We start from the raw sequence: 20,788 nt of genomic DNA on the forward strand, positions 1-20,788 counted from the left end.
GACCGTTTCTTTCCTACCTAATGGAGTCGAATCATGAATGCACCGGTTTCAGGGCTTCTTCTGGCGCTCGGTCTTGGCGTGTTTGCACTCGGCGTTCGTGCAGCAGAAGTACAGGTTGCTGTCGCAGCGAATTTCACTGCGCCGATGCAACGTATTGCGGCGGACTTCGAAAAGGACACCGGTCACAAGGCGATGGTCGCGTTTGGCGCAACCGGCAAGCTTTACGCCCAAATCAAGAACGGTGCGCCTTTTGAAGTCTTCCTTGCGGCCGACAACACTACGCCGGCAAGGCTCGAAAGCGAAGGCGACACGGTGAAAGGAACGCGTTTCACCTACGCAGTCGGAAAACTGGTGCTGTGGTCGGCGAAAGAGGGCTACGTGGACCCCAAGGGCGACGTGCTGAAGTCTGCCGCGTATCAGCACCTGTCGCTCGCAAACCCAAAGACCGCGCCGTATGGCGCTGCGGCGATGGCGGTGCTGGCGAAGCTGGGTCTCAGCGAGACGGTGGGCGACCGCATGGTCCAAGGTGAAAACATCACCCAGGCCTATCAGTTCGTTGCCACCGGCAATGCCGAACTCGGTTTCGTCGCATTGTCCCAGGTTTTCAAGGATGGAAAAGTGAGCGCAGGATCGGCATGGATCGTGCCCGCGGATCTGTACGATCCGATCCGGCAGGATGCCGTGATAATGACGAGAGGCATCGATAACCCGGCGGCGAAGGCGCTGGTCGACTACTTGAAGGGCCCAAAGGCGGCCTCAGTGATCAAGTCCTACGGCTACGATCTGTAAGGGCAGCGCAGCAAGCTCGCGCAGGGACAGGAGACAAGCAATGTTGTCATTGGACAGCATCGATCTCGCGGCGATCGGGCTGACGCTCAAGCTGGCGACGGTCACGACCGTGCTGCTGCTCGCGATCGGTACTCCGATCGCGTGGTGGCTGGCGCGTACTCGTTCGCGGCTCAAGGGGCCGATCGGTGCCGTGGTCGCACTGCCGCTGGTACTGCCGCCGACCGTGCTCGGCTTCTACTTGCTGGTGGCGATGGGACCGAACGGTTTCGTCGGACAACTCACCCAGAGCCTTGGCCTGGGTACGTTGCCCTTTACCTTTGCGGGGCTGGTCGTGGCCTCGGTGTTCTATTCCATGCCCTTCGTCGTGCAGCCGCTGCAAAACGCGTTTGAGGCGATTGGTGAGCGGCCGCTCGAGGTGGCTGCCACCTTGCGCGCCGGGCCGTGGGATACCTTCTTCAGCGTGGTGTTGCCGCTGTCCAAACCCGGTTTCGTCACCGCTGGCATACTTGGCTTCGCCCATACGGTGGGCGAGTTCGGGGTGGTGCTGATGATCGGCGGCAATATCCCGGAGAAGACCCGGGTGGTGTCGGTGCAGATCTACGACCATGTCGAGGCGATGGAATATGCTCAGGCACATTGGTTGGCCGGTGGCATGCTGGTGTTTTCCTTCCTCGTGCTGCTGGCGCTGTACACCAGTCGGCTCAAGCACAACTGGCGAGGGTGAGGGCGATGATCGGCGAAGCGGAGATTCTGGTTGCAATGAGCGAATGTGCCGGTGAGGAACGGTTGGTCGCGACTGAAGGCCGCGTCGGTATTCATGCGCGTTTTCGGGTGGGTTACCCCGGATTCGCGCTGGATGTCGATCTGCGGCTGCCAGGAAGAGGGGTGACCGCGCTGTTCGGGCATTCCGGCTCGGGCAAGACGACCTGTCTGCGCTGCGTGGCCGGGCTGGAGTCGGCAGACATGGGCGTGCTCGAGGTCAATGGCGAGTTGTGGCAGGACAGCGCCCGCGGTGTCTTCGTGCCGACCCATCGACGCTCGCTCGGTTACGTGTTCCAGGAGGCCAGCCTGTTTCCCCATCTGTCGGTGCGGCGCAATCTCGAGTTCGGCATGAAACGGGTGGCTGCGGCGACGCGACGGGTGGCTTGGGATCAAGCGGTCGATCTGCTCGGCATCGAGTCCTTGCTCGATCGCATGCCCGAGCGTCTGTCCGGCGGCGAACGCCAACGCGTTGGCATTGCTCGCGCCTTGCTTACCAGTCCGCGCCTGCTGCTGATGGACGAGCCGCTTGCTGCGCTGGATCTCAAGCGCAAGCACGAGATCCTGCCCTACCTCGAGCGTCTGCACGACGAGTTGGAAATTCCTGTCCTCTATGTCAGCCATTCGCCCGACGAAGTGGCACGCCTGGCAGATCACGTGGTGCTGCTCGACCAGGGGCGGGTGGTGGCGCAAGGCGGCCTGGTGGCGACGTTGGCGCGGCTGGACCTGCCAACCGCATTTACCGAAGACGCCGGGGTCGTCGTCGAATCGGTCATCGCCGAACACGACGAGCACTACCATCTGTCACGGCTGGACTTTCCCGGTGGCAATGTGCTGGTCGCCCGGCGGCCGGAGGCCATCGGACATCGGCTTCGTTTCAGAGTGCATGCGCGCGACGTCAGCCTTGCCGAGTCGCGCAATGAGAACAGCAGCATTACCAATCTGCTGCCTGCGGTGGTGTGTGAGGTGGTGACGGCCGATACGCCGGCGCACGTGCTGGTGAGGCTGGACGCGGGCGGTACGCCGTTGATCGCACGTATTACCAGGCGTTCGTGCGATCAGCTCGGCATCGTTGCCGGGCGACAGATGTGGGCGCAGATCAAGGCGGTGGCGCTGCTGGGGTGAGCACATGATCGGGGCCGCCGCCTTTGGACGCCCGATGAAGTGAAACGACTGGATTGCATGGACCGGGATGTACCCCCGGGGTCGGCGACTGTCCATCGATATGTACTTAAGTATATTGAAAAAGCCAGAAGGAGCTCGAATGAAGCGAAGAATGGTGGGGCTACTGTTGTTTGCAGCATGGACTTTGCCGGCGATGTCCAGCGATTCGGCGGTATTTTCGCTCGGCGAGATCAGCGTCACGGCGCCCGCCGACGGTGGGCAATTGCCCGCGGGCAGCACGATCGATGTGCAGGACATCCGCGAGCAGGACCGCGAAACCGTGGGACGTGCGTTGCAGATGGTGGCGGGGGCCAACCTCAGCCGGGTCGGCGCACGCAATGAGGAAATGGCCTACCTGCGCGGCTTCGATCTGCGTCAGGTGCCGGTATTCGTCGATGGCATACCGGTCTATGTGCCATACGACGGCTATGCGGATCTTGGGCGCTTCACGACCTTCGACCTCTCCCGTATCGAGGTGGCCAAGGGCTTCAGTTCCTTGATATACGGTCCCAATACGCTAGGCGGCGCCATCAACCTGATCAGCAGGCGCCCGACGCGGGCGTTCGAGGGTGAAGTCGGGGGCGGGATCGGTATCGACGACAGCGGCGAGCGCAACAACTTCCGCGTCTACGGCAACGTCGGCCTGCTGCGCGAATCCTGGTACCTCCAGGCCGGTGTTTCCGTGCTCGATGAGGACGGTTTCCGGCTGCCGGGCGGCTTCGAACCGGTCGCGGCCGAAGATGGCGGCTCTCGCGATAACAGCTATCGTCGCGACAGCAAGGTCAGTTTCAAGCTCGGACTGACGCCGAACGCAACGGACGAATATGTGCTCGGCTATGTGCGCCAGGATGGCGAGAAGGGAAATCCTCCCTATGCGGGAACCCGCTCCAGTGTGCGTTACTGGCAGTGGCCGTACTGGGACAAGGCCAGTCTCTTCGTGGCCACGCGAACGCAGTTCGGCGAGCACGTACTCAAGGTGCGTGCCTATCACGACACCTACGAGAACTCGCTGTTTGCCTACGATGACGCCGGCTACGACAGCCAGCTCAAGAGATCTTCCTTTCGCAGTTGGTACGATGACTACACCAACGGGCTCTCGGTAGAAGGCGATTTCGCTCTCGCCGCTTCAAATCGGCTGCGACTGGCCTATCACCTGAAGGAGGATGTCCATCGCGAGCACGATGGCGGCGAGCCGATACAGACCAATCGGGACCTGACACAGTCGCTCGCCATTGAAGACAGTATCGCGGTGAGCCGCTCGGTGACACTCGTCGGCGGACTCTCGTATGACTATCGCAAGGCGCTGCGCGCCGAGACCTATGACCTGTCCACCGGGCTGGTGCGACAGGACACGGGCGACAACGATGCGGTCAATGCACTCGCCGGGGCGTTCTACACGCTTGAAGGCGGTGCGTCCGTACGTGCAACGGTGGCGCGCAAGAGCCGCTTCGCCACGATCAAGGATCGCTACTCCTATCGTCTCGGCACAGCCATTCCCAATCCGGGTCTGAAGACCGAGCGTGCGACCCATTACGAGGTCGGCTACGGCAGCGCAATGGCGCCTACCTGGTACCTCGATGCTGCGCTGTTCCACAGCGACATCGCCGATCTGATCCAGACCGTACGGATCGACCCCGCATTGTGTGCCAGCCCGCCCTGTTCGCAGATGCAGAACGTGGCGCGGGCGCGTTCCACCGGGCTGGAGGCGACGGTCGATGGTGAGCTCGGCCACTGGAAGATCGGGGCCAATTACACCCTGCTTTACCGGCGCAACCTCGAAGACGACGCAATCAAGCTCACCGATACGCCGCGGCACGAATTCTTCGCTGCGGCAATCCGCAGCCACGGGCCGTGGCAATACGGGGGCAGTGTCGAAGCCGCATCCGGGCGCTACTCCTCCAGCGATGGGGCGCAGCGTGCCGCCGGCTTTGCCGTGGCGAACATCAAGGGGGGCTATCGCACGGATTCGGGCGTCCTCATCGAGGCCGGAATCCGCAACCTGTTCGACCGCCTCTATGCCTACGCTGAAGGTTTTCCCGAGGCGGGGCGCAACTACTTCGTGCAATTCAACGCGCCGCTCTGAGCGCATCGTCGAAAAGGAGAGTCCGGTGGCAGTCGACATCGAAACTGGATTGCAGGGGGTCAGCCGCCGTCGCGTCTTGTCCCTCTTTGCGCATGGCCTGCTTGCCGCTGCGGTTGGCCGTCCTGCATTGGCGGCCGCACCGTCTCCGGTGGTCGTGCTGACCGCATACCCCGAAGAGGTGATGGCGCGGTTCGAGGCGGCCTTCGAGCAGGCTCACCCGGAATACCGCCTGCGCCTGCTGTGGCGCATGCCGCACGACGCCTTGCCCTATCTGCGCCAGCCTCGGCAGGGTGGTGTCGACGTGTATTGGTCGGCATCGCCGCGCACCTTTGCGCAACTGGCCGCGGAAGGCAGGCTTCAGCCCTTGGCGATCGATCGATCCGGCCTGCCCGACCATGTCGGTGGTGCCGCCCTCGCTGATCCGGCGGGGCGCTTTACCGCAACCGAGATGGCAGGATATGGATTCGTCGTGAATGATGCGGCGCTCGGACCCCTGGGCGTCAAGTCTCCGGACGACTGGGCTGCACTGGCCGATCCGCGTCTCGCGGGGCGTATCGTGTTGCCCAATCCGGCGCGGGTCGGCTTTGCGCCCGTACTGGTCGATATCGTGCTGCAAGCCTACGGCTGGGAGAAGGGCTGGGCCTTGTGGAGCGAGATTGCGGGGCTGGCCACCTGGGTCGATTCAGGAGGAACTTTCGTCAGTGACGAGGTGGGCAGCGGGCGCGCAGCAGTCGGCGTGTCGATCGACTTCTTCGTCGTCTCGGCGATCGCCAATGGCGCGCCCTTGCGCTTCATCTACCCGTCACACGGTGGAATCAACCCTGCCCACATCGCAATCACTGCGGAGGCAGCCAATCCGGAGGGCGCGCGCGCGTTTGCCGCCTTTGTCCTGTCCGAATCGGGGCAGCGCATCCTGGCGCATGCCGACATCCGCAAGCTGCCTGTACGTCCGGCGGTCTATTCCGCACTTCCTCCCGATTATCACGATCCTTTCGCTGCGGCCGCGCGCGGCGCTTACGACTATGACGGGGTGGCGAGCCGGGATCGTCTGCCGGTGGTGGCCTCGGTGTTCGAGCAGATGCTCGTCCAAGGCCACGACACGCTTGCAGGGCTGTGGGCCCGGATTCACGCTGCCGAGGCGCGCGGGCGCGATGTGTCCGCTGCCCGGAAACGCCTGTGTGCGCCATTGCTCAGTGAGCACGAGGCAGGCGTGCCGAATCTGCACAGGCGCTTTCGAGCGCGATTGGAGGGTACGCAGGATCAGCCACGGCTGCGCGAGGAGATTGCCTGGCAGTGGTCGGCGGCCAAGGCACGCGCCGCAGTGCGCAGACTGTTGGAGGAGGCGGGCGCATGAGACGGGGTGCGGTATTGCTAGCCTTGATGCTGATGACGGGTGGCGCGGTCGCGGACGACGGTGTCACCACCACCGAGCGGGGGCGGGATGCATATTCCCAGCCATTTCCAGGACTCGACGCCGGGGAGCGCGAGCAGTTCGTGCGCGGTCGCAGCCTTTTCCGGCAGGCCTGGGTCGTTGCGCCATCTCGCGATGAGCGCGTCGACGGGTTGGGTCCGCTGTACAACCGCCTGACCTGTATTTCCTGCCATCCGAAAAACGGACGGGGACGTGCGCCGGATGGTCCCGGGAGCAGAATGCAGGCGATGCTGGTGAGGCTGTCGGTGCCCGGCACGGATCCCCATGGCGGACCCAAGCCGCACCCCAGGTATGGCGATCAACTCAACGAGGAGGGCATCCCGGGGGTGTCCGGCGAAGGGCGGGCAGTGGTGCGGTGGGACGAGCATGAGGTCAGTCTGGGCGATGGCGAGCGCATCCGCTTGCGCAAGCCGCGGCTCAGCTTCCACGAACTGAGCTATGGTGCGTTGGCGCAGGTGCTCGTCTCACCTCGCGTCGGACCGCCCGTATACGGCTTGGGGCTGCTCGATGCGGTATCCGGCGAAACGCTGCTGGCCCTCGCCGCCGAGCGTAAGCCAGATGGCGTCCGCGGACGGGTAAATCGGGTCTGGAGCGCTCAGCGCATGCGCCTGGAGGCCGGGCGCTTCGGACACAAGGCGAACACGCCGGATCTGCGACAGCAGATTGCGGGAGCGATGGTGGGCGATCTCGGTATCACGTCCTCCATGTTTCCCCGGCAGAACTGTTCGGAAGTCCAGTCCGACTGCAAGCATGCCGTCGATGGCGGTCAGCCGGAGCTGACCGACACCCAGCTCGACGACCTGAGCTTCTATCTGGCGCATCTGGCTGTACCCGCGTCCCGGGACGGGGACCATGACGATGTCAGGCGGGGCAAAGCGACGTTTGCCGCACTCGGGTGTGCCGTGTGCCACCGGCCGCAACTCGTCACCGGCACGCACCCGAACTTTCCGCGCGTGTCCGTGCGCACCATCGAGCCCTACACGGATCTGCTCGTGCATGACATGGGGGAGGGGCTGGCCGACGGGCGCCCCGACTTCCTTGCCGGGGGGCGTGAGTGGCGTACGCCACCGTTGTGGGGAATCGGCCTGACCGAGGTGGTGGGCGAGCACACTTTCTATCTCCATGACGGACGGGCTCGCAACCTGACCGAAGCCATTCTGTGGCACGGCGGAGAGGCTGTGCCGGCACGCAACCGGTTTGCGGCATTGGACCGGCAGGCGCGCGAATCACTGCTCGCCTTCCTGAATTCACTTTAGTCAATGGCGAGAGCGCCATGAGCGCCAGCGCTTCCGGTTATGCTCTGCCAATCTTCTCGATGCCTAGCGGACACCAGCCATGTATTGTTGTCTATCCGAACACGACTTGTACGAGCTGCTTGCCGACGATGTGCCGGCGGGAGACCTGACCACCGACGCGCTCGCCATCGGCAATGCACGGGGGCATGTGTCATTTCACGCTCGCGGTGCGATGCGGGTGTGCGGCAGCGAGGAGGCCGTTCGCCTGTTTCAGATCGCCGGTGCGACGGCGCGCCTTCATGTCGCGTCGGCGACGACGGTCGAGGCGGGGACATTGTTGCTTGAGGCCGAGGGCGCGGCGGGCGCGCTTCACCGTGCGTGGAAGGTGGCGCAAACCCTGATGGAGTGGTCCAGCGGCATCGCCACTGCGGCTGCCGCCATCGTTGCCGCTGCGGCACCGGTTGCGGTGGCCTGCACGCGCAAGAACGTGCCCGGCACCAAGGCGATGTCGGCCAAGGCGGTGAAGGCGGGCGGTGCGATCATGCACCGGCTGGGGTTGTCGGAAACCTTGCTGGTCTTTGCCGAGCACCGGCTGTTTCTCGATGAGACGCCACCACAAACCGTTTCCCGTCTGCAGCGCAGCCAGCCCGAGCGTAAGCTCACGGTGGAGGTGGCCTCGGTCGAGGAGGCGCTGCAGTGGGCACGCGCAGGTGCGGGCGTGCTCCAGCTGGAAAAATTCCTGCCCGAGGCTGTGGCCGACTGCAGGGCGCAGCTCGCAGCGGAGGGTTTGCGCGCAGTGCTGGTCGCTGCGGGCGGCGTGCGCGCCGACAACGCCGCCGCTTACGTGGCAGCCGGTGCCGACCTCATCGCCACCTCGGCTGCCTACACCGCGCCGCCGTGCGATGTGCAGGTGCGCTTCACCCGGGCTTGAGCGCGAAGCGCGCGGTTGCCCGGGGCTCAGCGCCGCAACAGCAGCGTCGGAATGGTGGCACTGTGCAGCAGGTCGGTGGTCTTGCTGCCGAACAGCAGGCTGCGCAACGGTGAATGGGCGTAGGCGCCCATGATCAGCAGATCGATGGCCTGATCCTTCACCGTCTTCGCGATCACCGCTTCGGCTTCGCCCGGAACCAGCGCCGCCGCGGTGTCAAAGCCGGCCGCTTCGAGCGTGTTCCTCGCCCACTCCAGTTGTGTCGGTGCGCGCTGGCTTTCCTTGCCCGACATCAGCAGATGGATGGACAGGCCGCGAAACAGCGGGCTGTCGGCTACCATCTCGACGCCGCGCCGGGTGGCGAGGCCACCGTCGAAGGCGATCAGCACGCGGCGCGGTTCGCAGAAGCCTTCAGTTACGGTCAGCACCGGCTTGTGCAGGGCACGCACCACGCGCTCGACATTGCTGCCGAGCGCCTGCCGGTTGGCTTCCGCCGAGGTGCCGCGACGGCCGAATACGAACAGCCTTACATCGTCTTCCTGTTCGGCCAGGGTGTCGTCGAGTGCGCCGTGGCGTTGGCGCATGTCCGGTGCCGGCACCCCCGCTGCCATGGCGCGTTCGCGCAGGCGGTTGAGGAACACGCGGCCCTGTTCGCGTGCGGCACGCGTGCGCGCGGCATCCTTGTCGCTGAGGGCGTGCAGCAACTGCTCCTGAGCGTCGAAACCGATGGCGCCACTATGGTCCTCACCCGAGCCGATCTCCGGGTGGCGGTCGATGACGTGGAGAAATTCGAGCGGTGCGTCCATCCGCGTCGCGGCCCAGGCGGCGTAGTCCGCCACCGTATCGGCGTAACGAGACTGATCGACGCAGGCGAGCACCTTGTTGTCCCTATGCATGGGTCTGCTCCTCAGTGGCCCATCAGGTTTTCGACGGCTTCAGGCTTGTTATGCACCGCGAAGCGGTCGACCAGGGTCGCACTGGCTTCGTTGAGGCCGATGACCTCGACGTCGGTGCCTTCGCGGCGGAACTTGACGACGACCTTGTCGAGCGCGCTGATCGCGGTGACGTCCCAGAAATGCGCGCGGGAGACGTCGATGCTCACCTTGTCGATGACTTCCCGGAAGTCGAACGCGGCAACGAAGCGGTCGGCCGACGCGAAGAAGACCTGGCCCGTGACGGTGTAGCGGCGCACCCGCCCCTCCTCCTCTGCGCGTGAGCCCACATGCAGCACCTTGCCGACCTTGTGGGCGAAGAAAAAGCCCGACAACAAGACGCCGACCAGTACGCCGCGCGCAAGGTCGTGGGTGGCGACGGTCACGGCCACGGTGGCGATCATCACCACACTGGAACTGGGCGGATACTCGCGCAGTTTGCGCACCGAGTCCCAGCTGAAGGTACCGATCGAGACCATGATCATCACCGCGACCAGCGCCGCCATCGGGATCTGGCGCACCCAGTCGCCGAGAAAGACGACCAGGATCAGCAGCACGACCCCGGCGGTGAGCGTGGACAGGCGCCCGCGCCCCCCAGACTTCACGTTGATGACCGACTGCCCGATCATCGCGCAGCCGGCCATGCCGCCGAGCATGCCGGCGGCGATGTTGGCCACGCCCTGACCGACGCATTCGCGGCTCTTGTTGCTGCCGGTGTCGGTGAGGTCGTCGACGATGGTGGCGGTCATCAGCGATTCGAGCAGGCCGACGACCATCATCGTCAGTGCGTAGGGAAAGATGATGCCGAGGGTTTCCAGATTGAGCGGCACATCGGGCAGCAGAAACACGGGCAGGCTGTCGGGCAGCTTGCCCATGTCGCCGACGGTGCGGATATCGAGCCCCAGCATCATGGATACCGCGGTCAGCACGACGATGGTGACCAGCGGCGAGGGCACGGCACGGGTGATGTAGGGAAAGAGGTAGATGATGCCGAGGCCGGCAGCGGTCATCGCATACACATGCCAGCTGACATTGGTCAGCTCGGGGAGCTGGGCCATGAAGATCAGGATGGCCAGCGCATTGACGAAGCCGGTGACCACCGAGCGTGACACGAAGCGCATCAGCACGCCCAGGCGCAGCCAGCCGGCGATGATCTGCAGCACGCCGGTGAGCAGGGTCGCGGCGAGCAGGTATTGCAGGCCATGATCCTTGACCAGGGTCACCATCACCAGCGCCATGGCGCCGGTGGCGGCCGAGATCATGCCCGGGCGGCCGCCGGCGAAGGCGATCACGGTGGCGATACAGAATGACGCGTACAGGCCGACCTTGGGATCGACGCCGGCAATGATGGAGAAAGCGATGGCCTCGGGAATGAGTGCCAGCGCGACTACCAGTCCGGCGAGCAGGTCGTTGCGGACATTGGCGAACCAGTCCTGCTGGAGCGATTTCATGGTCATGGGGTCCGTCTGGGACTGTGCGGCAAGCCTGCGTTGGCGCCGATGTGCGGGGTGGGCGGGCGCTGTGTGTCCGGAGCGCAACGTGTGTGCGCCGGTCTTGCAGCCAGGTGACGCGACAGAGGGGGTGGCTCAGCGATGCGCACGGAAACGTGTTGAGGCGCGAGTCTACTATCCATGCTGCGTTGCAGCAACAGCGGGGCGAGCGCGCTTCTCTTACAATCACGCACATGAACGACACCTCTTCTCTTCGCCACGGTGCCGAAGCCTCGCCGCTCGGCAAGCCCGTCGCCTACCGCGATACCTATGCTCCCGAGCTCCTGTTTCCGATCGAGCGCCAGCTCAAGCGCGACGAGATCGGCGTGCGCGCAGATGCCTTGCCCTTTGTCGGCGAGGATCTGTGGAATGCCTACGAAGTATCGTGGCTGAACGCGCGCGGCAAGCCGGTGGTGGCACTTGCCCGTTTCAGGGTCCCGGCCGACACGCCGCGGCTGATCGAGTCGAAGTCGCTCAAGCTGTATCTGAATGCCTTCAATCAGAGCCGTTTTGCGGATGCAGCCACGGTGAGCGCAACCATCGCCCGCGATCTGTCCGCAGCGGCGGGCGGCGCGGTGGGGGTTGAACTGATGCCGCTTGGCGAGCATCCCTTGCGCCGGATTGGCTATCCGCAAGGTGTCTGTCTCGATGACCTCGATATCGAGATCGATACCTATCAACCGGCGCCGGCCTTGCTCGCGGCCCGTGGTGAGCTCGTCAGCGAGACCCTGTATTCCCATCTGCTCAAGTCCAACTGCCTGGTGACCGGCCAGCCGGACTGGGGCATGGTGGTCGTGCGCTACACCGGACCCGCAATCGACCGCGAAGGTTTGCTGCGCTATATCGTATCCTTTCGCGAGCACAACGAATTTCACGAGCAATGCGTGGAGCGGGTGTTCTGCGACATCATGACGCGTTGCCAGCCCCGGTCGCTGGCGGTGTGGGCGCGCTATACGCGGCGCGGCGGGCTGGACATCAACCCTTTCCGCTCGACGCCCGGCGCAGCGGGTGCCGACGAGTTCGATGAAGTGCGTCAGTAGGCATTCAGTCCGTCTGAATGCACTGGCGTGGTGCATCATGATGACTGTTTCGCCATCTGCCGCATTGCGACGTTGGTCGGCAACCCCGGTTCCTTGAGAAGATCCTGTCCAGACAGTCGCATACAGCGTTCATCCTCGAGCTGGAACATTGCTTGCTAATAGAAGCCCCATGAATGCCGTGACCGCTCCAGAATCCCGTTCCCTCGGCGCGCCGGCCGGTGATGTCCCATCCGCGCGCAGTTGGCGTGCCGAGTTGCGGCTGGCCTATGAACGCCATGGCGATCGCACCGTGCTTGCGGCGCGTTCGCATGTGGGTCCGCTGGTGGTGCAGCGACCGCTGTATCCGGAGGGAAGCGCGGTGTGCCATACCATTCTGGTGCACCCGCCCGCGGGCATCGCGGGTGGCGACAGCCTGAGTGTGGACGTCGATGTCAGGGTGGGCGCGCATGCGCTGCTGACCACGCCGGGTGCCGGCAAGTGGTATCGCAGCGCCGGTGCGCGTGGTGGGCTCACGCAGCGTATCGCCGTCGCAGCAGGTGCCGTGTGCGAATGGCTGCCGCAGGAGAGTCTGGTGTTCGACGGCGCGATCGGCGATCTGGCGACCGAGGTCAGCCTGTCAGGCGATGCCTGCTTTGTCGGCGCGGAGTTGCTGTGCTTCGGTCGCACCGGTTCGGGCGAACGCTTCACCCGCGGCGAGCTGGCAATGCGCACCAGCATAGTGCGCGATGGACGCCCCATCTGGCTCGAGCGCGGCAGGCTGGGGGGCGGCAGTGTCTTGCTCTCATCCGCGGTGGGTTTGCAGGGTGAGCCTGTGAGTGGCAGTCTGCTGGTTGCCGCACCGCAGGTCGACATGGACTTGCTCGAGGCGTGGCGCGCGTTGGCGCCAACGGTCGGCACCGGCGGCGTCACGCTGCTCCCCGGCCTGCTTGTGGCGCGTTACCTTGGCCCCGCATGCGAGCCGGGGCGCGAATGGTTTACGCGCTTGTGGGCCGCTGTCAGGCCTGCTGTCGCGGGGCGGCCGATGCAGACGCCGAGAATCTGGAATACCTGATCAACTGACTGGCGGTGTCGCTGGCACCGTGGAGAATTCGATGGAACTGAGCCCACGCGAGAAGGACAAACTGCTGATTTTCACCGCCGGACTGCTCGCCGAGCGCCGGCGTGCGCGCGGATTGAAGCTGAACTACCCGGAGGCGGTCGCCTTCATCACCTGCGCGATCCTGGAGGGTGCGCGCGACGGCAGGACCGTGGCCGAGCTGATGAGCTACGGCGCCACCCTGCTGACGCGTGACGACGTGATGGACGGCGTGGCCGAGATGATTCCCGATATCCAGGTCGAGGCAACCTTCCCGGACGGTACCAAGCTGGTCACCGTCCATAACCCCATCATCTGAAGACAGCGCGCATGAGCGAAGCCGATATCGAACTGGCGCGGCTGCTGGCCCGTTTCAAGCTGCAGGTGAAGCGTACGCTGGGGCGGAGCGTAAATCTGGCGGCGATGACGGGCGACCGCGCTTATGCCGCGGCGACGCTGGATGAAGTCGAGGAGCTTGCCGAGGACGAGGAATTGCTCTTGCTCGTCATCCGCTTGCGCGAAGGACTGGCACTTGCGGTGGCGGTCGAAGTCGTCGCGCAGCCCGCCGTTTCGGACGTGGTGACAGACAAACCGCAGGCAAAGCGCGACTATCGGTTTGGCGCGCGCGGCGGATAAACCGCAAGGCACATCAGGAGAAGAACATGATTCCAGGCGAACTCATGCCGCGCGACGGCGAGATCGAACTCAACGCCGGACGTGCGACGCTGACGCTGTCAGTCACGAATACCGGCGACCGCCCGATTCAGGTCGGCTCGCATTATCACTTCGCCGAAACCAATGCGGCGCTCGATTTCGACCGCGCGGCAGCGCGCGGCTTCCGCCTCAATATCGCGGCAGGCACGGCGGTGCGTTTCGAGCCGGGGCAGTTGCGGACGATCGAGCTGGTTGCGCTCGACGGTGCGCGCAAGGTGTTCGGCTTCAACGCCCAGGTCATGGGAGCGCTTTGACATGGCAAAGATCACACGCCGCGCCTATGCGGAAATGTTCGGTCCCACGGTGGGCGATCGCGTACGGCTGGCAGACACCGGGCTGATCCTTGAAGTCGAACACGACTACACCATCTACGGTGAGGAGGTGAAGTTCGGCGGCGGCAAGGTCATCCGCGACGGCATGGGCCAGGGGCAGCAGCTTGCGGCCGAGGTGGCCGACACCATCATCACCAATGCGTTGATCGTCGATGCGGTCACCGGCATCGTCAAGGCAGACGTCGGCCTCAAGGACGGCAAGATCTGGAAGATCGGCAAGGGTGGCAATCCGGACATCCAGCCCGGCGTCACCATTCCGGTCGGGGCGGGCACCGAAGTCATCGCAGGCGAGGGCATGATTCTCACCGCGGGTGGCATCGACAGCCATATTCATTGGATCTGCCCGCAGCAGATCGAAGAAGCGCTGATGTCCGGCGTCACCACCATGCTCGGTGGCGGCACCGGGCCGGCGACCGGCACCTATGCCACCACCTGCACGCCGGGGCCGTGGCACATCCATCGCATGCTCGAGGCGGCCGAAGCCTTCCCGATGAACCTCGGCTTTTTCGGCAAGGGCAATGCCAGCCTGCCGGGGCCGCTCGCGGAGCAGGTCGAGGCCGGCGTCATCGGCCTCAAACTGCACGAGGACTGGGGCACGACACCGGCGGCGATCGACAACTGTCTGAGCGTGGCCGAGCAGCACGACGTGCAGGTCGCGATCCATACCGACACCCTGAACGAATCCGGCTTCGTCGAAACCACGCTGGCCGCGTTCAAGGGCCGTACCATCCACACCTTCCACACCGAAGGCGCGGGGGGCGGCCATGCGCCGGACATCATCAAGGCGGTGGGCGCGGCCAACGTGCTGCCGTCGTCGACCAACCCGACGCGGCCGTTCACGGTCAACACCATCGACGAGCATCTCGACATGCTGATGGTGTGCCATCACCTCGATCCGGCGATCGCCGAGGACGTGGCTTTTGCCGAGTCGCGCATTCGCCGCGAGACGATTGCGGCTGAAGACATCCTGCACGACACCGGCGCGTTCTCGATGATGTCGTCCGATTCGCAGGCCATGGGCCGGGTCGGCGAGGTCATCATCCGCACCTGGCAGACCGCGCACAAGATGAAGGTGCAGCGCGGCGCACTGCCCGAGGATGGCGAGCGTGGCGACGGCGGGGCAGACAATTTCCGCATCCGGCGCTACATCGCCAAGTACACCATCAACCCCGCGATCACTCACGGCATCTCGCACGTGGTGGGGTCGATCGAGCCCGGCAAGCTGGCCGACCTGGTGCTGTGGAGGCCGGCCTTCTTCGGTGTAAAACCCAGCCTGATCCTCAAGGGCGGCATGATCGCGGCAGCGGCGATGGGTGATCCAAATGCGTCCATCCCGACGCCGCAACCGGTGCACTACCGGCCGATGTTCGGCAGTTTTGGCAAGGCGCTCAAGACCTCGGTGACCTTCGTCTCCCAGGCCGCGCTGTCCAATCCAGCGGTGGCGGCACTCGGCCTGAGCAAGCCGTTGGTGGCGGTAAAGGGCTGTCGCGAAGTGAAGAAGTCCGACATGGTACTCAATGGGGCGATGCCGCACATCGAAGTCGATCCCGAAACCTACATCGTGCGCGCCGATGGCGAACTGCTGGTGTGCGAGCCAGCGACCGAATTGCCGATGGCGCAGCGCTATTTCCTGTTCTGACCAGCGCTGCCATGATCGTTCTGAACTCCCTGTTGCGCCAAGCACATCCTGGAAACTGAACTCACATGCTGTTGATTGAATCGCTTTACACCGGCGTGCGCGCCGCGACCGAAAAGCTGGAGCTCGACTTCGGCTACCGTACCAAGAGCCGCTTGCGCGCCAAGCTCGGGAGTGGGGAGGAGGTCGGCCTCTTCCTGCCGCGCGGCACCATTCTGCGGGGTGGGCAGAAGTTGCAGGGCGGTGACGGCAGGGTCATCGAGGTCGTGGCCGCGGCCGAGTCCCTGCTCGAAGTGCGCTGCGCAGATGCCTTCGAACTCGCGCGAGCGGCCTATCATCTGGGCAACCGCCATGTTGCGGTCGAACTGGGCGAAGGCTGGTTGCGGATTCAGGCCGACCATGTACTCGAAGGCATGCTGGTCGGGCTGGGCGCGGAAGTGTCGCCGATCTCGGCACCCTTCGAGCCCGAGGCCGGGGCCTATGCGCACGGTCACCAGCATCCGGGTGATGGCAGCGGTGCGCGCATTCACATGATGAGCGGCACGTGACGCTGTTGCCGCTGGTGCGGCTGCTCCAACTCTCCAGTCCGACGCTGCCGGTCGGCGCCTACACTTACTCGCAGGGGCTGGAGTGGGCGGTCGAAAGCGGTCGGATGAAGACTGAGGCCGACACCCAGCGCTGGATCGGCGACCTGCTCGAATGGAGCGTTTCCCGTTTCGAGGCGCCGCTGGTTGCCGGCCTGCTCGCGGCATGGGCGCAGGGCAAGGATGACGCGGTGCGACGCCTCAACGACGATTTCGTCGCCAGTCGCGAGACCTCGGAGCTGCGGGCCGAGACCGTACAGATGGGCTATTCGCTGGTCCGCATGCTGGTCGAACTCGACGCCTGGTCGTCCCTGCCCGGCTGGCGGGCGCGGCTGCAGGCGGTCGATACCCCGGCGTTTCCAACTGCCTGGAGCGCTGCTGCCGCGGCCTGGCAGGTGCCGGTCGCCGACGCGCTCACGGCCTATCTGTGGGCATGGCTGGAGAACCAGGTGATGGCGGCGGTGAAGACGGTGCCGCTCGGGCAGAGTGCCGGGCAGCGCATGCTGGCAGCGCTCGGCGCCCGCATTCCGGATCTGGTACCGCTCGCGATGGCCCTCCCGGAGGACGACTGGAGCAACTACGCCCCCGGCCTGGCACTTGCCAGCAGCCACCACGAAACGCAGTATTCACGGCTTTTCAGAAGCTGAACGACGGAAACCAGAATCATGACTACTCCTGCATCCCAGGCGCTTCGCGTCGGTATCGGCGGCCCCGTCGGGTCCGGCAAGACGGCGCTGACCCTTGCGCTGTGTCAGGCCTTGCGCGACAAGTACAACATCGCGGTCGTGACCAACGATATCTACACGGCGGAAGACGCCCAGTTTCTGGTGCGTAACGAAGCGCTCGCGGCCGATCGCATCATCGGTGTCGAGACGGGCGGTTGCCCCCACACGGCGATCCGCGAGGATGCCTCGATCAACCTCGAGGCGGTCGATCGACTCAACCGCAGTTTTCCCGGGCTGGAGATCATCTTCGTGGAGTCGGGCGGTGATAACCTGGCGGCCACCTTCTCGCCCGAACTCTCCGACCTGACGCTCTACGTCATCGACGTTTCGGCTGGCGACAAAATTCCACGCAAGGGTGGCCCCGGGATCACCAAGAGTGATCTGCTGGTGATCAACAAGATCGATCTTGCGCCGCTGGTCGGGGCGTCGCTCGAGGTAATGGAGCGCGATGCACGCAAGATGCGCGGCGAGCGGCCATTCATCTTTTCCAATCTCAAGACCGGGCAGGGGCTCGCCGAAATCATCGACTTTGTCGAGCGGCAGGGGCTACTGCGCATGGAGCAAATCTGATCCGAAACTGACGCTAGTGCCGATTCTTCAGCGTCATGAACGACAACGGGAGCCGGCTTGGCAACCGGCTCCCGTTTGAGTCTTGACTGATTGAAGTTCAGGGCTTCTTGGCCCAGGCGACGCAGGAACCGCCCGGGTTCACTTCGGTGTCGCCGGGGAAGAGCTTACAGCCGCCCAGCGGATTGCCAGGAACGAAGTGCATGCAGCCCGAGCAAACCTTGGCCGGATCGGCCGACTTGTCAACGTACTTCATGCTGGTCCGCATTGCGTCGTTCTTGGCCGCAAATGCGACAACCGGAATCATGGCCACGGCCATGCCGCCAATCTTGATGAACGTGCGACGCGTTTGGTTGATGCTGTCAGACATATTCCCTCCTGGGGTTGATGATGATCCGATCCGGGGCCAGATCTTCGCTGTGCAATACTTGCGCACGTCGGAATTGGCCGGCAGAGAGTATGCCATCCAAAGCGCAAAAATAACCCCAATCTAATATAGGTTTTTCTTATCCGGGCATCTGTCGTGAGGAGTCATGATTTGCGCGGCGTTTCAGAATGGGATAGACCGGCGGCAGAGTCGGGGCTTGCCGAAAGGACAAAACCGGCAGCGCCAGCTACCATCCGGTGCCAATCGTGTCTCTGACTTTGTGGGTAGCACAGGGCTGCCCCTTGCGTTAGTATCCGATAGCGTTTCAGACCACTATAAAGAGGATGAGAATATGAAGGCTCTTGTTGCTGTTGCAGTCGCCGCTGGTCTCCTTTCCGCTGCGCCGGCGTTTGCGTCGGCAGAATTGGCCAAGGCCAAGAATTGCCTGGCCTGTCATGCGGTTGACAAGAAGCTGGTGGGCCCGGCCTACAAGGAAGTCGCCGCCAAGTACGCCGGCCAGAAGGACGCTGCTGCCATGCTGGCGACCAAGGTGCAGAAGGGTGGTGTGGGTGTGTGGGGCCAGATTCCGATGCCTCCCAACCCGCAAGTCAATGCCGAAGAAGCCGCCAAGCTGGTGGAGTGGATTCTGGCGCAGAAGTGATGCATGCCGGCCTGGTGCCGGCAGGTGCAAGTCCAAAGCCGGCGAATGCCGGCTTTTTCATGCCTGTCGTTAATGCGGCATGGCTGGCTGGGGGGCAACTTCCAGCCAGGCGGTCGCCTGGGCCGCGGTACCCGGACGGGCAAAAAGATAGCCCTGCATGATGTCGCAACCTAGGATGCGCAAGGTTTCCGCCTGTTCTGCGCGCTCGACGCCCTCTGCGATGAGATGTAGTCCGAAACCGCGCGCAATCCCGGTGATTGCGGAGATGATCGGATTGGTCGAGGGGCCGTCCAGGTCGCGGACAAAACTGCGATCGATCTTGAGCGTACTGACCGGAAATTTCTGCAGATAGGCGAGCGCCGAGTAGCCGGTGCCGAAATCGTCGATCGCCACGCTCAGCCCGGCCTCGCGCATGGCCTTGACCTTCGCCGCTACGCCGATGGTGTCCTGCATCATCATGCTTTCGGTGATCTCGACCTCGATCTGCGCCGGGGGCACCGCATGGCGATGGACGCACTCGGTGACCATCTCCACGATGTCCTTGCGGCTGAAATCGTGCGGTGACAGGTTCAGCGACATGCGCAGGTCGTCGAATCCCTCTTTGCGCCAGAGTGCCAGTTGCGCGCAGGCCTGCTCCAGCACCCAATGACTGATGTCGCCGATCAGGCCCATTTCTTCGGCCACAGGGATGAAGGTGGCCGGGCCGATCTGTCCATGGGCCGGATGGTTCCAGCGCAGCAGCGCTTCCATGCCGACCACACGATGCTGTTTCATGCTGACCTGCGGCTGGTAATAAAGCTCGAACTCGGCGCGTTCCAGGGCCAGGCGCAGATCGTTCTCGAGCGCAATGCGCTCCCGGTAGTGGGCGTTGAGCTCGGTGTCGAAGAAGCGGAACGCATTCTTGCCCGAACGCTTGACCTGGTACATCGCGATGTCGGCATGCCGGGTAAGGTCTTCGGCAGTGTCTCCGTCACGTGGAAAGAGCGCGATGCCGATACTGACCGTGGCGCGGAAGTCGCCGTGCTCGAGACGAAAGGGCAGCGACAGGGCCTCCAGAATCTTGCGCGCGATGATCTCGGCGTCTTCCGGGTGATTGATGTCTGGCAGCAGGACGGTGAACTCGTCGCCGCCGAGGCGGGCAAGCGTGTCACCGCGACGCAGCGTGGTCGATAATCTTGCCGCAATGCCGCGCAGCAGCGTGTCGCCCTCGGCATGACCGAACGTGTCGTTGACGAGCTTGAAGCGATCGACGTCGATGAACATCACCGCGAGTGCGCCCGTGCGCCGCTGCGCCTGCGCAATCGCAAGTTCGAGACGGTCCTTGAACAGCACCCGGTTGGGCAGGCGGGTGAGCTGGTCGTGGTAGGCCTGGAAGGTGATGATCTCTTCGGCACGCTTGCGTTCGGAGATATCACGCGCCACACCGTAGAGGCCGTTCGAAATCCGGCCCTTGCTGCCCGGCATCGGGATGCCGGTGAGTGACACCGTGGTGCTTTCGACGCCACCTTCGATCAGAGTCTCGCGGTTTCGCCGCAGGCGCAGTTCGACATTGAAGCTCTCTCCGGGCGTGTTGCCGCGCGCAAACATCAGGCTGTTGATGCGGTCTACGTCCTCGGCCATCACCAGGGTCGAGAATGGACGACGCATCAGGCTTGCACGCTCGTATCCCAGCATCTGGGTTACGCGCGGATTGATGTAGGTGAAACGCCCCTCGGTGTCGAGGGTGAAGATCAGGTCGGGCGAACTCTCGACCAGAAAACGATGCAGCCGCTCCGATGCCCGCAAGCGCTGGCTCATGGCCTGGTTGGCGTGCTCCAGCGTCGTCTTGTGCAGCGTGCTCTCGACCGTGCGCTGAAGCTGGGCGAGGTGGTAGGGCTTGCGCACGTAATCGTCGGCGCCGCCCCGCAATGCGCCGATGGCCGCGTCGATGGCATCTTCGCCACTGATGATGATGACGGCCTCGTCGCGTTCGTGGCGCGTGAGCCAGTCGAGAACATCGAGGCCGGTGCCGTCGGGCAGTCGGTAGTCGAGGAGGATGAGGTTGTAGCGCTGCCTCTCGAGCGCCGCAATGGCGTCCGCGACCGTGGCCGACTCGTCGAAGCTGCGCCCCTCGCGGGCGAGCGCACGCGGTAGCGTGCGCCGCAGGGAAGCGTCGTCATCTACAACGAGAATACGACAAGCGTCCAGCTCAGGTGCGTTACCTGTGACGCTTGCGTAAAAGGGCTGTTCTCCCGGTATGACCATGCGCTCCCGGATGCGGTATCCCGCTTTAGCA

General features: G+C 64.1%; 21 protein-coding genes. 17 read left to right on the forward strand and 4 right to left on the reverse strand.

Annotated features, from left to right (window positions below; translation table 11 throughout):
* The first annotated feature begins 33 nt into the window (after positions 1-33).
* The 7 genes from modA to modD all read left to right on the forward strand — a co-directional run bounded on the left by modA (position 34) and on the right by modD (position 8,393).
* Positions 34-789, forward strand: a complete 756-nt coding sequence (gene modA / locus J5J83_RS16570; RefSeq protein WP_212351013.1) for a molybdate ABC transporter substrate-binding protein — start codon at positions 34-36, stop codon at positions 787-789.
* Positions 790-829: 40 nt separating this feature from the next.
* Entirely contained in the window at positions 830-1,513 is a 684-nt protein-coding gene (modB, locus tag J5J83_RS16575) for a molybdate ABC transporter permease subunit (protein ID WP_212351015.1), read from the forward strand.
* A gap of 35 nt (positions 1,514-1,548) precedes the next feature.
* Entirely contained in the window at positions 1,549-2,673 is a 1,125-nt protein-coding gene (gene modC / locus J5J83_RS16580; RefSeq protein ID WP_249115763.1) for a molybdenum ABC transporter ATP-binding protein, read from the forward strand.
* 139 nt (positions 2,674-2,812) lie between these two features.
* Positions 2,813-4,795, forward strand: a complete 1,983-nt coding sequence (locus J5J83_RS16585; RefSeq protein WP_212351019.1) for a TonB-dependent receptor — start codon at positions 2,813-2,815, stop codon at positions 4,793-4,795.
* 25 nt (positions 4,796-4,820) lie between these two features.
* On the forward strand, positions 4,821-6,149 hold the full coding sequence (locus tag J5J83_RS16590; RefSeq protein ID WP_349251914.1) for an extracellular solute-binding protein: 1,329 nt from the start codon (positions 4,821-4,823) through the stop codon (positions 6,147-6,149).
* Complete coding sequence (locus J5J83_RS16595) at positions 6,146-7,483, forward strand: di-heme oxidoredictase family protein (protein ID WP_249115764.1); 1,338 nt, start codon at positions 6,146-6,148, stop codon at positions 7,481-7,483. The genes J5J83_RS16590 and J5J83_RS16595 overlap by 4 nt, the downstream gene beginning before the upstream one ends.
* Positions 7,484-7,562: 79 nt before the next feature.
* Entirely contained in the window at positions 7,563-8,393 is an 831-nt protein-coding gene (modD, locus tag J5J83_RS16600; protein ID WP_212351023.1) for a ModD protein, read from the forward strand.
* A gap of 26 nt (positions 8,394-8,419) precedes the next feature.
* On the opposite strand, the gene J5J83_RS16605 is transcribed toward modD, so the two are convergent.
* Positions 8,420-9,286: a universal stress protein gene (locus J5J83_RS16605; RefSeq protein ID WP_212351025.1), complete on the reverse strand. Its 867-nt coding sequence runs from the start codon at positions 9,284-9,286 to the stop codon at positions 8,420-8,422.
* A gap of 11 nt (positions 9,287-9,297) precedes the next feature.
* Complete coding sequence (locus J5J83_RS16610; protein WP_212351026.1) at positions 9,298-10,773, reverse strand: SulP family inorganic anion transporter; 1,476 nt, start codon at positions 10,771-10,773, stop codon at positions 9,298-9,300.
* 233 nt (positions 10,774-11,006) lie between these two features.
* On the opposite strand from J5J83_RS16610, the gene queF reads away from it, so the two are divergent.
* The 9 genes from queF (at position 11,007) to ureG (ending at position 17,488) form a co-directional block, all read left to right on the forward strand.
* The gene (gene queF / locus J5J83_RS16615; RefSeq protein WP_212351028.1) at positions 11,007-11,852 is read left to right on the forward strand and encodes an NADPH-dependent 7-cyano-7-deazaguanine reductase QueF; all 846 of its coding nucleotides are present in this window, start codon (positions 11,007-11,009) and stop codon (positions 11,850-11,852) included.
* A gap of 169 nt (positions 11,853-12,021) precedes the next feature.
* Positions 12,022-12,903: an urease accessory protein UreD gene (locus J5J83_RS16620; RefSeq protein WP_212351030.1), complete on the forward strand. Its 882-nt coding sequence runs from the start codon at positions 12,022-12,024 to the stop codon at positions 12,901-12,903.
* 40 nt (positions 12,904-12,943) lie between these two features.
* The gene (gene ureA, locus J5J83_RS16625; protein ID WP_212351032.1) at positions 12,944-13,246 is read left to right on the forward strand and encodes an urease subunit gamma; all 303 of its coding nucleotides are present in this window, start codon (positions 12,944-12,946) and stop codon (positions 13,244-13,246) included.
* A gap of 11 nt (positions 13,247-13,257) precedes the next feature.
* Positions 13,258-13,563 carry a hypothetical protein gene (locus J5J83_RS16630; protein WP_212351034.1) on the forward strand — a complete coding sequence of 102 codons (306 nt, stop codon included), beginning with the start codon at positions 13,258-13,260 and terminating at the stop codon, positions 13,561-13,563.
* Positions 13,564-13,589: 26 nt separating this feature from the next.
* Positions 13,590-13,895, forward strand: coding sequence for an urease subunit beta (locus tag J5J83_RS16635; protein ID WP_212351036.1), 306 nt, complete (start codon positions 13,590-13,592; stop codon positions 13,893-13,895).
* A gap of 1 nt (position 13,896) precedes the next feature.
* Positions 13,897-15,612: an urease subunit alpha gene (gene ureC / locus J5J83_RS16640; RefSeq protein ID WP_212351038.1), complete on the forward strand. Its 1,716-nt coding sequence runs from the start codon at positions 13,897-13,899 to the stop codon at positions 15,610-15,612.
* A gap of 65 nt (positions 15,613-15,677) precedes the next feature.
* Positions 15,678-16,157 (forward strand): urease accessory protein UreE, encoded by a 480-nt coding sequence (gene ureE, locus J5J83_RS16645; protein WP_212351040.1) that lies wholly within the window; start codon positions 15,678-15,680, stop codon positions 16,155-16,157.
* Positions 16,158-16,159: 2 nt separating this feature from the next.
* Complete coding sequence (locus J5J83_RS16650; protein WP_212353326.1) at positions 16,160-16,840, forward strand: urease accessory protein UreF; 681 nt, start codon at positions 16,160-16,162, stop codon at positions 16,838-16,840.
* An 18-nt stretch (positions 16,841-16,858) separates the two neighbouring features.
* The gene (gene ureG, locus J5J83_RS16655) at positions 16,859-17,488 is read left to right on the forward strand and encodes an urease accessory protein UreG (protein ID WP_212351041.1); all 630 of its coding nucleotides are present in this window, start codon (positions 16,859-16,861) and stop codon (positions 17,486-17,488) included.
* Positions 17,489-17,585: 97 nt separating this feature from the next.
* On the opposite strand, the gene J5J83_RS16660 is transcribed toward ureG, so the two are convergent.
* Positions 17,586-17,855, reverse strand: coding sequence for a high-potential iron-sulfur protein (locus J5J83_RS16660; protein ID WP_249115765.1), 270 nt, complete (start codon positions 17,853-17,855; stop codon positions 17,586-17,588).
* Positions 17,856-18,204: 349 nt separating this feature from the next.
* Here J5J83_RS16660 and J5J83_RS16665 point away from each other — a divergent pair, with 349 nt between their 5' ends.
* Positions 18,205-18,513 (forward strand): c-type cytochrome, encoded by a 309-nt coding sequence (locus J5J83_RS16665; RefSeq protein WP_212351043.1) that lies wholly within the window; start codon positions 18,205-18,207, stop codon positions 18,511-18,513.
* 69 nt (positions 18,514-18,582) lie between these two features.
* On the opposite strand, the gene J5J83_RS16670 is transcribed toward J5J83_RS16665, so the two are convergent.
* On the reverse strand, positions 18,583-20,757 hold the full coding sequence (locus tag J5J83_RS16670) for an EAL domain-containing protein (RefSeq protein WP_212351045.1): 2,175 nt from the start codon (positions 20,755-20,757) through the stop codon (positions 18,583-18,585).
* Between the last annotated feature and the right edge of the window lie 31 nt (positions 20,758-20,788).

This window comes from Azoarcus sp. L1K30 (assembly GCF_018122735.1).
Classification (GTDB): Bacteria; Pseudomonadota; Gammaproteobacteria; order Burkholderiales; family Rhodocyclaceae; genus Parazoarcus.

Bases quoted from the DNA above. Each gene is read 5' to 3' on its own strand.
- modA (WP_212351013.1), top strand. From the start codon at position 34: ATGAATGCACCGGTTTCAGGGCTTCTTCTGGCGCTCGGTCTTGGCGTG.
- modB (WP_212351015.1), top strand. From the start codon at position 830: ATGTTGTCATTGGACAGCATCGATCTCGCGGCGATCGGGCTGACGCTC.
- modC (WP_249115763.1), top strand. From the start codon at position 1,549: ATGAGCGAATGTGCCGGTGAGGAACGGTTGGTCGCGACTGAAGGCCGC.
- J5J83_RS16585 (WP_212351019.1), top strand. From the start codon at position 2,813: ATGAAGCGAAGAATGGTGGGGCTACTGTTGTTTGCAGCATGGACTTTG.
- J5J83_RS16595 (WP_249115764.1), top strand. From the start codon at position 6,146: ATGAGACGGGGTGCGGTATTGCTAGCCTTGATGCTGATGACGGGTGGC.
- modD (WP_212351023.1), top strand. From the start codon at position 7,563: ATGTATTGTTGTCTATCCGAACACGACTTGTACGAGCTGCTTGCCGAC.
- J5J83_RS16605 (WP_212351025.1), bottom strand. From the start codon at position 9,286: ATGCATAGGGACAACAAGGTGCTCGCCTGCGTCGATCAGTCTCGTTAC.
- J5J83_RS16610 (WP_212351026.1), bottom strand. From the start codon at position 10,773: ATGAAATCGCTCCAGCAGGACTGGTTCGCCAATGTCCGCAACGACCTG.
- queF (WP_212351028.1), top strand. From the start codon at position 11,007: ATGAACGACACCTCTTCTCTTCGCCACGGTGCCGAAGCCTCGCCGCTC.
- J5J83_RS16620 (WP_212351030.1), top strand. From the start codon at position 12,022: ATGAATGCCGTGACCGCTCCAGAATCCCGTTCCCTCGGCGCGCCGGCC.
- ureA (WP_212351032.1), top strand. From the start codon at position 12,944: ATGGAACTGAGCCCACGCGAGAAGGACAAACTGCTGATTTTCACCGCC.
- J5J83_RS16630 (WP_212351034.1), top strand. From the start codon at position 13,258: ATGAGCGAAGCCGATATCGAACTGGCGCGGCTGCTGGCCCGTTTCAAG.
- J5J83_RS16635 (WP_212351036.1), top strand. From the start codon at position 13,590: ATGATTCCAGGCGAACTCATGCCGCGCGACGGCGAGATCGAACTCAAC.
- ureC (WP_212351038.1), top strand. From the start codon at position 13,897: ATGGCAAAGATCACACGCCGCGCCTATGCGGAAATGTTCGGTCCCACG.
- ureE (WP_212351040.1), top strand. From the start codon at position 15,678: ATGCTGTTGATTGAATCGCTTTACACCGGCGTGCGCGCCGCGACCGAA.
- ureG (WP_212351041.1), top strand. From the start codon at position 16,859: ATGACTACTCCTGCATCCCAGGCGCTTCGCGTCGGTATCGGCGGCCCC.
- J5J83_RS16660 (WP_249115765.1), bottom strand. From the start codon at position 17,855: ATGTCTGACAGCATCAACCAAACGCGTCGCACGTTCATCAAGATTGGC.
- J5J83_RS16665 (WP_212351043.1), top strand. From the start codon at position 18,205: ATGAAGGCTCTTGTTGCTGTTGCAGTCGCCGCTGGTCTCCTTTCCGCT.
- J5J83_RS16670 (WP_212351045.1), bottom strand. From the start codon at position 20,757: ATGGTCATACCGGGAGAACAGCCCTTTTACGCAAGCGTCACAGGTAAC.